At 74.3% G+C, this 12,482-nt stretch carries 7 protein-coding genes; 4 read left to right on the top strand and 3 right to left on the bottom strand.

All coding sequences use genetic code 11. From position 1 onward, the window contains the following. Window positions 1–52: 52 nt before the first annotated feature. The gene (locus ACWEN6_RS02210; RefSeq protein WP_452568555.1) at window positions 53–3,643 is read left to right on the top strand and encodes an AfsR/SARP family transcriptional regulator; all 3,591 of its coding nucleotides are present in this window, start codon (window positions 53–55) and stop codon (window positions 3,641–3,643) included. Window positions 3,644–3,714: 71 nt separating this feature from the next. On the opposite strand, the gene ACWEN6_RS02215 is transcribed toward ACWEN6_RS02210, so the two are convergent. After that, complete coding sequence (locus ACWEN6_RS02215; protein ID WP_452568556.1) at window positions 3,715–4,527, bottom strand: ABC transporter permease; 813 nt, start codon at window positions 4,525–4,527, stop codon at window positions 3,715–3,717. After that, entirely contained in the window at window positions 4,524–5,507 is a 984-nt protein-coding gene (locus ACWEN6_RS02220) for an ATP-binding cassette domain-containing protein (RefSeq protein ID WP_452568557.1), read from the bottom strand. Before ACWEN6_RS02220 ends, ACWEN6_RS02215 begins: the two co-directional genes overlap by 4 nt. Window positions 5,508–5,695: 188 nt before the next feature. Here ACWEN6_RS02220 and ACWEN6_RS02225 point away from each other — a divergent pair, with 188 nt between their 5' ends. Both ACWEN6_RS02225 and ACWEN6_RS02230 read left to right on the top strand, forming a co-directional pair. Beyond that, window positions 5,696–6,211 carry a PH domain-containing protein gene (locus ACWEN6_RS02225; protein ID WP_452568558.1) on the top strand — a complete coding sequence of 172 codons (516 nt, stop codon included), beginning with the start codon at window positions 5,696–5,698 and terminating at the stop codon, window positions 6,209–6,211. A gap of 176 nt (window positions 6,212–6,387) precedes the next feature. After that, entirely contained in the window at window positions 6,388–7,962 is a 1,575-nt protein-coding gene (locus ACWEN6_RS02230) for a PH domain-containing protein (protein ID WP_452568559.1), read from the top strand. Window positions 7,963–8,264: 302 nt separating this feature from the next. Here the strand turns inward: ACWEN6_RS02230 and sepH are convergent, their stop codons facing one another. After that, complete coding sequence (gene sepH, locus ACWEN6_RS02235; protein WP_452568560.1) at window positions 8,265–10,970, bottom strand: septation protein SepH; 2,706 nt, start codon at window positions 10,968–10,970, stop codon at window positions 8,265–8,267. 530 nt (window positions 10,971–11,500) lie between these two features. Between sepH and ACWEN6_RS02240 the strand changes: the two genes are divergently transcribed. Continuing rightward, complete coding sequence (locus tag ACWEN6_RS02240; RefSeq protein WP_452568561.1) at window positions 11,501–12,457, top strand: hypothetical protein; 957 nt, start codon at window positions 11,501–11,503, stop codon at window positions 12,455–12,457. Window positions 12,458–12,482 lie beyond the last annotated feature (25 nt).

Raw genomic sequence — 12,482 nt, forward strand, 5'->3', positions numbered from 1 at the left:
ATCGCCGGAATGGGCGGCGCCGCGAAGCGGTGGGATCGGCCAGAATCGAGGCATGGATGCGGCGGCGCCCGAGACGCGCCTGAGCTTCGCGCTGCTCGGCCCGCTGGAGGTCGTTCACGACGGCGCGCCGCTCGCGATCGGCGGTCGGCGGCTGCGCGCCCTCCTCGCGTCGTTGCTGCTCAGCGCCGGTCGCACCGTGCCTGTCGACATGCTTGTCTCCGCCGTGTGGGACACCGGCCCGCCCAGCGGCGCGGGCAACGCTCTGCAGGCGCTCGTCTCGCGCCTGCGAGCCGCCCTGGGACGCGATGTGGTGGCCGCAGAAGCGTCAGGTTACCGGTTGGTTATATCTCCGGATCAGGTGGACGTCCACCGATTCGTTCGCCTGGCCGCCGAAGGCCGCGAGGCCCTGGCTCGCGGAGAGGCCGCCGGGGCCGCGGACATCCTCGGGGAGGCCCTGGCGCTGTGGCGGGGCCCGGCGCTCAGCGACCTCACGGGCGCCGGGGACGCCGATCCGGAGATCGCCTCGCAGATCGCCCGCCTCGAAGGGCTGCGGCTGGCCGCCGTCGAGGACCGCGCCGAAGCCGGCCTGCTGCTCGGGCGGCACGCCGATCTGCCGGCCGAGCTGCCCGCGCTCATCGCCGCCCACCCGCTGCGCGAACGGCCGCACGGCCTGCTGATGCGCGCGCTGTACGCGGCCGGACGCCGCGTGGAGGCGCTCGCCGCCTACCAGGCCGCCCGCGACACCTTCGCCGCCCACCTCGGCGCCGACCCCTCGCCCGCCCTCGCCGCCCTCCACCTGTCCATGCTCCGCGGCACCCACCGAGAACCCGCCGCACCACTCCAGCGAACCGCCGGAACCGCGTCCGCTGCGATGAACCTCGCCGCCGGAGGCGAAGACGGGGATGTCGCCGGCAGCTCGCCTCCCGTGGTCGCTCAGGGCGGTGACGGTGTTCCCGGTGTTCCCGGTGTTCCCGGTGTTCCCGGGGGTGCCGGGGCCGGTGCGCCGGCCGTGGCCGGTCAGGGCGGTGAAGGTGATGGCGGTGTCGCCGCCGGTGTGCTGGGGGTGAACGGTCAGGGCGGTGACGGTGGTTCTGGGGATGGTGGTGCCGCCGGCGATGCAGCGGGGGGCGGTCAAGGTGGTGGCGGGGGTGGCGGCGGCGCGAGCGGCGCGCTGGGCGTGGCCGGTTATGGCGGCAAGGGGAACGAACCGGGTGGGGCGGGGTCGCGGAAGGGCAACCTGCGGGGCCGGCTGACCAGCTTCGTCGGCCGGGACAAGGATCTGAGACACGCCGCCGAACTGCTCGGCCGCCATCGCCTGGTCACCCTGCTCGGCCCCGGCGGCGCCGGGAAGACCCGGCTCGCCGTCGAGGCGGGGGAGAGGCTGGCCGGGCTCATGCCCGCGGGCGTCTGGCTGGCGGAGCTGGCGCCCGTGCGCGACCCCGAGGACGTGCCGCGCGCGGTGCTCGCCGCGCTCGGCCTGCGCGACACCGGCCGCGCCCCCATGCGCCCGCAGGCTCCCGTGCCGTTCGAGACGGCGGACCTGACCGCGACCGTGGTGGCCGCCCTCGGCCCCGGAGAACGGCTCATCATCCTGGACAACTGCGAGCACGTCGTCGAGGCGGCCGCGCGGCTGGCCGACCGCATCCTCGCCGACCGCCCCCAGGTGCGCATCCTGGCCACCAGCCGCGAGCCGCTCCGCATCGGCGGCGAGCTGCTGTGGCACGTCCCGCCGCTCGATCATGAGCACGCCCGCAGCCTGTTCGCCGACCGCGCCGCCATGGCCCGCCCCGGCCACACGCCGGACGACGAGGCGGTCGCGCGCATCTGCCGCGAACTGGACGGCATGCCGCTGGCCATCGAACTGGCCGCCGCCCGCCTGCGCACTCTGTCGGCCGGCCAGATCGCCGACCGCCTCGACGACAGGTTCCGCCTGCTCACCGGCGGCAGCCGCACGGCGCTGCCCCGCCACCAGACCCTGCGCGCCGTCGTCGAGTGGAGCTGGGACCTGCTGGACGAACCCGAACGGGTGCTCGCCCGCCGGTTGGCCGTCTTCGCCGGGGGCGCCACCTTCGAGGCCGTCGAGACGGTGTGCGCGGACGGCGTGCTGACCCGCGCCGAGGTGCTCGACACCCTGGGCAGGCTGGTCGACAAGTCGCTCGTCGCCTACGACGACGAGCGCTATCGGATGCTCGAGACCATCAGGGCGTACGCCACCGAGCGGCTCGCGGAGTCGGGCGAGGAGCCCGGCGTGAGGCTCGCGCACGCCCGCTTCTTCACCGCTCTGGCCGAGACCGCCGAGCCGCGGCTGCGCCGGGCCGAGCAGGTGGAGTGGCTGGCCTGCCTGTCGGCCGAGCACGACAACCTCACCGCGGCCCTGCGCTGGGCCGTCGGAGCGGACGGCCGCGACCTCGCGCTCCGGCTGGTCGGCGCGCTCGGCTGGTACTGGTTCCTCATGGGACGCCGCACGGAGGGCGCCCAGCGTGCCGCGGAGGTGATGGCCCTGGTGGAGGGGGCCGACGACGCCGGGCCGCGCGAACGGGCGGTCGCCATGGCCGTCCAGGGAATCCTCATGGCGGGCGGCGCCACCCAGTGGCGGGAGTCCATGGACATCTTGGAGAAGGCGCTGCGCCTGGCCAGGTCGTCGGTGATGCGTCCCTGGCCCGCGGTGCTCTCGCTCGCCGAGCCAGTGCTGGCCCTGTTCGTCACGCATGCCGCAGGCTCCGCGCGGCTGCTGAGCGAGATGTTCGGCGACCCCGACCCGTGGGTGGTGGCCTCCGCCCACCTGCTGCGCGCGCACCTGCGCTACAACGCCGGCCGCCTCGCCGAAGGGGAGGCCGATGTGCGGGCCGCGCTCGAAGGCTTCCGCGGCGTGGGCGACCGGTGGGGCGTCAGCACGGCCATGGCCGCCCTGGCCGAGGCCAGCACACTGCGCGGGGACAACGCCACCACCATCACGACGATCAGCGAGGCGCTGACCCTGGTGGAGGAGATCGGCGCCGTGGAGGACACCCCGTACATGCGCACCCGGCTCGCGATGGCCCTGCACGCCTCAGGCGACCGCGCCGCGGCCCAGGCGGTGCTCGACCGCGCGATGGAGACCTGCCGCATATCGGGTGACCTCATGGGGGAGTCGGGGGTGCACAGCGTGCGCGGCGACTTCGCCCGCGAGGAGGGCGACCTGCCGCTGGCCCGGTTCCACTACGAACGGGCCCTGGCCCGCGCCTCCGACGACCTGATGCCCGCGCCGTTCCGCGCCCTGCTGCACTCGTCCATGGGACTGCTCGCCGATCAGGAAGGCGAGCCGAAGGCCGCCCGCGAGGCGCACGCCGAGGCGCTGCGCCTCGCCTGGTCGACGCACGACGCAGGGGCGCTCGGCCTGGCGCTCATCGCCGTCGCCGGCCTGGTCGTGCGCGAGGACGCCACGGCCGCCGCGATGCTGCTCGGGGCCGCCGCCCGCGTACGCGGCCTCGACGACGTGGTCGGCCACGACCACGTCCGCATCGCCGGCGCCGCGGTCGCCGCGCTCGGCTCGCAGGAGTACCGGCTCGCCCACGAACGAGGCCGCGCCCTGCCCCCGTCCGCCCTGCGCACCCTGCTCGACCGCCACCTGCACCCTCCCCCCGCCCTAGCCCCCGAGCCCTGACCCACCCCGCCCCCGGCGGCCTCTCTGCCGCGGGTCTCCGCTGGGATGGCGGCGGAGCCTCGACCCGGATCTCAGCCGCGGGAACGGAAGGCGCGCAGGGACAGGGGGGCGAAGACGAGGGCGATGCCGAGCCCCCAGGCCAGCGAGATCGTCGCGTGGCCGGCCACCGGCCCCCCGCTGAGCAGGCCGCGGACCGCGTCGGCCAGATGGGTGACGGGGTTGACCTCGACCCACCGCTGCAGCCATTCGGGCAGCGTCTTGGTGGGGACGAAGGCGTTGGAGGTGAAGGTCAGCGGCATCATCACCGAGAACGCGATGATCTGCACCTTCTCGGGCTCGGAGGCGGTCAGGCCGATCAGGACCGACAGCCAGGACATCGCCAGGGCGAAGCCGAGCAGCAGGGCCAGCGCGCCCAGCACCCCGGCGAACCCGGTGTGGACGCGGAACCCCAGCACGGTGCCGAGGCCCACGAACAGGGCGAACGCCCACACCTGCTTGAGCGTGTCGGCGACGATGCGGCCGGCCAGCGGCGCCGACCGCGCGATCGGCAGGCTGCGCAGCCGGTCGAACACGCCCTTGTTGATGTCGGTGCTCAGCCCGATGGCGGTGGTCAGCGTGGCGAACAGCATGTTCTGCACCACCAGCCCCGGCAGCGAGAACTGGAGGTACTCGGAGGTGGACCCGGAGATCGCGCCGCCGAACACATAGGTGAACAGCAGCAGGAACATGATGGGCTGCACCGACAGGTCCAGGAGCTCCATCGGGTTGTGCTTGATCTGCACCAGGCTGCGCCAGGCGAGCGTCATGGTGTGCCGGAACGCGGCGGCCGGGCCGACGCGTGCGGCGATGGCGGGCGCTGGAACGGCCTCGGTCAGCGTGGTCACGCGGGCACCTCTTCCTTCTGCTCGGTGTGCCGCGCGGAGGTGTCGTCCTCGACGGCGCGGTGGCCGGTCAGGGCCAGGAACACCTCGTCGAGGCTGGACTTGCGCAGGCTCAGCTCGGAGGCCACCACGCCCAGATCGTCCAGGCGGCGCACGATCGCGGGCACCACCTTGGGGTCATTGACGTTCACGGTCGCGAGGCCCCCGCTCACCTCGGGCCGCGCCCCGATCACGTCGGTGATCACATCGGTCACCAGCCGGATGTGCTCGCCGAGCAGCGGCCGCACCTGGAGGACCTGCGCGCCGGTGGTGGCCTTCAGCTCGTCGGAGGTGCCGGAGGCGATGACGCGGCCGTGGTCGAACACCACGATGTCGTCGGCGAGCTCGTCGGCCTCCTGGAGGTACTGCGTGGTGAGCAGCACGGTGACGCCCTCGGCCATCAGGCCGCGCACGACGTCCCACAGCTCGGTGCGGCTGCGCGGGTCGAGGCCCGTGGTCGGCTCGTCCAAGAACAGCACCTGGGGCCGGCCGACGAGGCTCGCCGCCAGGTCGAGGCGGCGGCGCATGCCCCCCGAGTAGGTCTTGGCGGCGCGCCCGCCGGCGTCGGTCAGGTCGAACCGTGACAGCAACTCCTCGGCGCGCCGCCGCGCGCCTGCGCGGGAGACGCCGAGCAGGCGGCCGATCATCACGAGGTTCTCCACGCCGGTCAGCGTCTCGTCCACGGCGGCGTACTGCCCGGTGAGGCCGATGAGGGAACGGACCTTGTGCGCCTCGCGGCCGACGTCGAAACCTCCGACCGACGCCCGGCCCGCGTCGGGTCTGAGCAGGGTCGCGAGGATCCGCACGGCGGTCGTCTTGCCCGCGCCGTTCGGGCCGAGAACACCCAGCAGCCGGCCCTCGGGGACGACGAGATCGACGCCGTCGAGCGCGCGCGTCTCCCCGTAGTGTTTCACCAGGCCTTCCGCCTGGACCGCATATCGCATCGCTTCGAGCTCCTCAAGTGAAGGGGGAAAGACCGTCACTCTCGGCTCGCGGCCCGGGTGACTGACCAGAATTCTGCTGGACGGCACTGACATTTCCCTGAGGACCGATCATCGCCCGGCCCCGGCCGCTGACAGATCGCTGACACCGCCACGTCCGGCCGGTAGGGGATCTCGTTAGGCTGGGGGACGTGACTGCTCCCCTGCGTGATCCCGCTCACCGTGTCTCGCGCCGCGCGATCACGCTGTGGCTGCTGGAGGCGCTCGTCGGGTACGTCCTGCTGGTGGGGGGCACCGCTCTGGTGGCGTCCTGGGTCTCCGGTTCCGGCTGGTCCTGGGTGCCGTCGTGGATCCGCGAGCACATCTGGTGGCTGCCCGGGGTGCTCGGCGTCGTGGAGCTCCCGTTCATAGTGATCGAGCCGCTGTGGCGGTACGCCGTCCACCGATGGGAGCTCGCGGACGACGTCGTCTACGCCCGGTCCGGGTGGTTCAGCCGCCAGTGGGTGTTCGTGCCGGTCAGCCGCATCCAGACGGTGGACAAGGAGCAGGGCTGGTTCGAGCGCCTTCTGGGTCTGGCCACGGTCGAGATCCGCACGGCGTCCTACGCCGGTTCGTCGACCATCAAGGGCCTCGACTTCACCGTGGCGGCCCGGCTGGCCGAGGACCTCGCGCACCGGGCCCACGAACTGAGGGACGACGCCACTTGACCGAGGATCCCGCTCTCCGCGACGAGCCGTCCCAGCCCTCGCACCGTCCCGTCCCCCCAGGTCCGGCCGGTCCGACCGGCACGGCCGGCCCCACCGGCCCTGGAAAGTCGGGGCCTCCCGCGCCTCCCGGGCCTCCTGGAGGGCCTGCGGATGCGGCATGGGGGGCGCCGTCGCGGGTGAGCCCGCTGGTGCTGCTCACCGATCTGGCGCGCATGCTGCCTTCGTTGTTCTTTCCCCTGATGGGCGTGCTGTTCGTGGGCGGCTTCTCACCGTCGTCGTTCCTCTGGGCCGCCTTCGGTGTCGTCGGGTCGATCGGGTACGCCGTGGTGCGCTGGGTCACCTTCACCTTCCGGGTCGCCGGTGACCGGCTGGAGATCACGCGGTCGCTGGTGAGCCGATCGGTCCGGACGATCCCGCTCCACCGTGTCAGGGGCGTGGACGTCACCACCCCGCCTCTGCACCGCCTCTTCGGCCTCGCCGTCGTCCGCATCGACACCGGCGCTGGCGGAGGTGAGAAGCAGGAGGGCGAACTGGACGGGCTCCCCCTCGCCGAGGCCGGACGCCTGCGTGAGGTGCTCCTGCGGCGCAGCCGTGCCGCGCGGCACGACGCCGGCCCCGCGGCCGCGACGGGCAGAGCGGGTGCGGCGGGCACGGCGGGTGCAGCGGCCAGGGCGGACCTGGAGGACATGGCGGGCACGGCCGGCACGGCCGGTGCGGCCGGTGCGGCGGCGTCCGGCTCCGTTCCCGGGGCCTGGCCCGCGCCGATGGCCACGCCCGTCAGCGAGCCGGAACAGGTGTACGCGCGGGTTCCCTGGCGTTGGCTGCTGTACGGCCCGCTGTCCGGGGCGTTCCTGTTCACCCCGTTCGCCCTGCTGGGCGGCGCGGTCGGCCTGGCGTTTCAGTGGGGCAACGAGTTCGGCCTGAGCGAGCGCGCCGCCATCGGCGTGGGGGAGTGGCTGTGGCACCGGCCCCTCCTGCTCGTCGCGGTCGCCATCGCACTGGTGCTGGCGATGCCGGTGGCCGGGGCCGTCATGTACGCGGTCTTCAACTGGCACTTCACGCTGAGCCGGCGCGGCTCCTCGCTGGTGGCCGAACGGGGGCTGATCACACGGCGCAGCGTGGCGCTCGAACACGCCAGGATCCGTGGTTACGAGATCGCCGACGGTGTCCTCGAGCGGCGCGTGAAGATCGTGCGACTCTGGGCGATCGTCACCGGCCTCGGCGACTCACGGACACGAGGCCAGTTGCTCCCCGTCGCGCCGCGTGACTTCGCCGTCCGCGTGGCGGCCGAGGCGATCGGCCCCTTCGGCGCGGCGCTGCGTCCGCACCCCCCGAAAGCACTGCAGCGGCGGCTCTTCCGCGCCGTGGCCCCCGGCGCCGCCGTCGCCGTGGTCGCCTTCCTGCTCGGCTGGGTCGTGCTCGGCGTCGTCGCGGTCATCGTCGCCGCGCTCGGCGTCCCCCTCGGGCTCGACCGCTATCGCTCGCTCGGCCACGCCTACGACGGCGCCCGCCTTGCCGTGCGGTCCGGGTCGCTTCCCCGGTCGCAGGCCGTGGTGGAACGCCGCGCCGTGGTGGGCTGGACTCTGCGGCAGACCTGGTTCCAGCGGCGGTCAAGGGTCCTGACGGTCATCGCCGGAGTCGGCGCCGGGAGCGGAGGCTACGCCGCGATCGACACCGGCGAGGAACAGGGCGTCCGATTCGCCGCCGAGGTCACCCCCGACTGGATCACCCCCTTCACCGCCGAACGCTGAACCGGCGAACGCCCCCCAAGTTCGAGGCCCAGCTCACCGGTCCATCGGCCGGCCCCCACTCAAGGTCGGCCCTCACCGGGCCGTCGGTCGGTCCGCCTTGAGTCGAGGTCAGCGGGGCCGTCGGTCGGCCTGTCCAAGGTCGACTCTCATCGGGCCGTGAGCCGACCGGCCCGAGGTCGAGGTCCGCGGGCCGTTGGTCGGTGAAGGGTGAGCCGGCCGGGGGAGTGGGCGCGGGTTCTTGGCAGGCCCGCCGGTAGGGGGCCGGTGGACCTGCCATGGGGCGGTGCCGTTGGGTGGTGAGGTCAGTCCTGGCGGCGGGCGCCGAACATGATCTCGTCCCAGGTGGGGACGGAGGCACGGCGGCCACGCGACCCCTTGCGCGCGGGCCGCGGCTTGGGAGCCTGCGGAGGAACGGCGGGCTCGGCGGCCTTCGGCTCCTTCTCCGGCTGCTCGGCCTTCTCGGGTTCGGCGGCGGCCGCGGGACGGTCGGCCGCCTCGCCGCTGGTGCGCGCCGCCGGGACGGCGACCGCGGCATCCTCCGCCTCGGCCTTCCTGGCGGCCGCGGACTTCTTGGCGCCGGGCGCGGGCCGGGCCACCGGAGCGGCCGAGGGTGCGGGTCGCGCGACCGGCGCCGCCGAGGGGGCCGGTCGGGCGACCGGGGCGGCCGTGGGTGCGGGCCGGGCGACCGGGGCGGCCGTGGGCGCGGGCCGTGCCACGGGGGCGGCCGTCGGTGCCGGGCGTGGCACAGGGGCGGCGGTCGGCGCGGGCCGGGCCACCGGGGCCGCTGCGGGAGCGGGTTCGGCGACGGTCGCCGCGGCCGCTGGGGCGGGAGCCGCTTGGGGAGCGGGCTGCGCCACCGGTGCGGCGGGCACGTCCTGCCGTGCGGCCTCGCTTTCGGGCCGCTCCGCATCGGCCGGCGTCCGCTCGGCGTCGGCCGCGTCCGGCGTGACGGTCGTGGCCGACTCGGCCGACGGCGTCCGCGTGCCCTGGGCGGCCGGGATGGCGGCCTCCCGGCGCGTCTCGTCCGCCGGCGAAGCAGCCGATGCCGCATCAGGCTCCGCCGTGGCCGCCGGGGCGCTGATGGCGGGTGCCGCCGGCACGGTCGCGGCGGCCTGCTGAACGGCGACCGGCTCGGCCGGGTCCGTCTGCGCGGTCGGGTCCGTCTGCGCGGTCGAATCGCCCTGCGCGGTCGAATCCGCCTCGACGGGGCGCTGAGCGTGCGCCGGTTCCGTCCGGGCGGTGGCCTGCGCGTTCGTGGCGGGTTCGGCGTGCGCCGTCGGCTGAGCGTGCGGAGCCGGTTCGGTCTGGGCGGTCGGCTGCGCGTGCGCGGCTGGTCCGGGCTGGGCCGGCCGCTGGGTGTTCGCGAGCTCCGCCTGGGCGGTCGGCTGCGCGTGCGTGGCGGGTTGCGTCTGGGCGGTCGGCGGCGTGGGTGTGGCCGAGTCGGGGTGCGCGGCTTGCTGTGCGTGCGCGGCTGCTTCCGTCTCGACCGTGGCCTCAGCCCGCGCGACGGGCCGCGCCGTCATCGGGGCGGGTGTGTCGTCGTGGGCCTGGCCGGCCGCCGGGTGCTGGGAACCCTCGGACGCGGCGAGTGCCGTCAGGTACGGCTCGACTGCTTCGGCGGCATCCCGCGGCTGCTCCTGCTCGGACTCCAGGCGCTCGTGCTGCGGCTGCTCGTGCCGCAGGTGCTGGACGTGCGCCGGGTCGTGGGTGGGCACCGGCTCGGCGTGGGACGGCGCGGCCGGCTCCTGGCGGTAGGCCGCCGGTTCGCCGTATCGCGGGGTGGTCGGCTCGCGCGGATCCGCCTGTGCGGGCTGGTGCGGATCCGCGTGTGCGGGCTCGCGCAAGTCCGTACGCACAGGCTCGCGCGGGCCGGCCTGGGTGGAGTCGCGTGGTTCCGTACCTGCCGGTTCGCGCGGGTACGACTGCGTGGGCTCGCGCAGGTCGACCTCTGCGGAGGCGCGCGGGGACGCGGGCACGGGCTGCGGGAACTCGTGGAGATCGGCGCGTGACGGCTCCGCAGTGGGCGCCTGGCGGGCGTGCGGGGGAAGGGCCGCGTAGGTGGGCTCGAGGCGATCGCCGCGCGGCGGCTCCTGGTGGATGCGCGCGGACTCAGAGTAGGGCCGGGGTGCCTCGGGGGAGGTCCGTGGCCCTTCAGGATGGGGCCGGAAGGCGTCCGGGTGGGTCCGGGAAGCGTCCGGGTGGGGCCGGGAAGCCTCCGCGCCGGCGCGGGAGACTTCGGGGCGCGAGTGGTCGCCGTGGTCGCGGGGGAACTCCGCGCGCGGCTGCTCCGGGTGGTCGCGCAGGCCGGAGTCGTGTCGCGGGACGCCGGGCAGGGATGCGGGCGCCTCGACCGGGATGGCCGGGACGGGCGCGAGCTTGGCGGCGAGCCTCGGCACGAAGGGCGTCACCGTCGCTTCCTCGGAAGGCTCGACGTACTCGGTGGCCGACAGCCGCAGCGCCTCGTCGTCGTAGGGGGTGACATGGCGCCGCCGCAGGTCGAACAGCCACTCGGCGCTGCGGGTGTGACCGTTCCAGACGAAGCCCAGCTTGATGCGCCACAGGCCGTCGTCACGCTTGCAGGAGTCCCAGTCGATCTCGTCGGCGGGCACGCCGCGGCGGCTCAGCCGCTCGGTCACGAGTTCGCCGAGGGTGGGTCCGGGGGTGGACTCGCCGGGCACTCGCACGGCGACGCGCTGAGCCTGCTGCGCGGTGTACTCGCGTTCCTGCAGAACCGGTCCTTCGAACCAGCGGACACGCTCCACCGGAATACCCGCGGTGGCGGCGATCTCCTCCGCGGTCTCCCCCGCACGGATGCGGGCCTGGATCTCCTTGGGGCGCAACGGACTCTCCACTTCGATCTCGTACTGGCCGAGACGGGAGAAGTTGCCGCGGACCGCCGCTCGGAGCCGTTCGTCGACGGGAAGCGTGAACCGAGTACCCCTGCCGGCCGTGGCCAGCACGAGGTACGTTCCGTCCTCGCTCACCGCGACGAGTCGGAGCTCCTGCATGCGAGTCCCTTCGTCGTCGTGCTCAATCTTCCCCCGGACCCTTGAGTCTCTCGCGTGAGCCGGTTGCCTGCCAGCACCGTACCCGGCATGTCCGAACATCGCCTTCCTCAAAGACGCGGGAAGCGATGAGAGGCGGTTCAAATGTCGCATTCACCCTATCCACCGGCTGCTCGATATGCAGCAAACGGGGTTAGGCGTCCTTCCCAGATTCTCGCGAATCACGCGACTCCGCACCCTCCACTTCACTGAACGGACACCGGATCGGCATGGAGCGATCCGGCCCGCGGTGCGCCGGGGGACGGGCGAGCGGGGACGGCGAGAAGCGGTCGATCACCGACTGACCGGCCAAAACAGGGTGAAATGGTTGTTTCGTTCCATCCCGGATAGAAGCGATGCGGCGGTGTTCCGATCTCTCCGGCGTGCCCCGAGACGCCCCGTGCCGCGCACGGCCACGGCGGCGTCGTCGCGGGGAGGCCGGGGGGAGCGGGCCGCCGTGGACGCGGGACGACGAACGGCGGGCGAGGAGACCGATGGGCGACAAGCAAGGGCTGGACCTGAGCGCACCGCAGATCGCGGGCAGTGCACTGGCGGCGGCCACGGCGGCCGTGGCGGCGTCCTTCCTCGGGGTCCACGGGACGGTGATCGGGGCGGCGCTGGCCAGCGCCGGCACCACGGTCGGCAACGCGATCTACACCCACTACATCCACCGCACGAAGGACCGGCTCCTGGAGGCGCACTCGCTGATCACCGGGCAGCGGGAGAGCGACGAACTGGCCGAGCGGGCCGAGGAGACGGTGGTCGCGCGGGCCGGAGACGAGGGGCTGGCGACGGCCGTGCACGCCACCGTCCGCGATAACGGGCCCGCCGATCTGCCCGTCGGCGCCGGCGACCCGGTGCGGCTGAGCGGGCGCGACGGGGAGCCCGTCCGGCTGGCCGGGGGCGACGGGGATTCCCATCCGACCGGCGGGAATGACGGCGATCCGCTTTCTCCGCACCGGAAGACGGGACGCAGGCCGCTCTGGGTGACGATGATCGCCGCGGCGGTGGCCACCTTCGGGCTGAGCATGGGCGGGATCGTGGCCTTCGAGCTGGTCAGCGGCAAACCGCTGACCGCGACGGTGCACGGCGCGCAGGGCTCGGGGACGAGCTTCGGCGGAACGGTGTCCGATCGGGAAGACCCCTCGCCGGCGCCGTCCGCCCCCGGAGACGAATCCGGCGAGGCGCCGGCGGGCGAACCCTCGGCGGGCGGGTCCGCCAAGCCCACCACGGACGAGTCCGGGCAGACCGGCGGAGGCTCGCAGAAGCCGTCGGTCGAGCCGTCGGACGCCGCGTCGCCGCAGAGCACCGGCGGCGCCACCGGAGGGCCGACCGCCGACCAGGACACCGGCGGTCAGGGCGACTCCTCGGGCGGGACGGACGGAGGCTCCGGTACGTCCGGCACCGGCACCTCGGGAACCTCGGACGGCTCGGCGGTCACTGCCAGGTAGCGGCCACCGGCGCGACGGATGCGGC

Source organism: Sphaerisporangium sp. NPDC004334 (assembly GCF_053602655.1).

Excerpts from the sequence above, each read along its gene's own strand:
- ACWEN6_RS02210 (WP_452568555.1), top strand. The coding sequence starts at position 53 with ATGGATGCGGCGGCGCCCGAGACGCGCCTGAGCTTCGCGCTGCTCGGC.
- ACWEN6_RS02220 (WP_452568557.1), bottom strand. The coding sequence starts at position 5,507 with ATGCGATATGCGGTCCAGGCGGAAGGCCTGGTGAAACACTACGGGGAG.
- sepH (WP_452568560.1), bottom strand. The coding sequence starts at position 10,970 with ATGCAGGAGCTCCGACTCGTCGCGGTGAGCGAGGACGGAACGTACCTC.
- ACWEN6_RS02240 (WP_452568561.1), top strand. The coding sequence starts at position 11,501 with ATGGGCGACAAGCAAGGGCTGGACCTGAGCGCACCGCAGATCGCGGGC.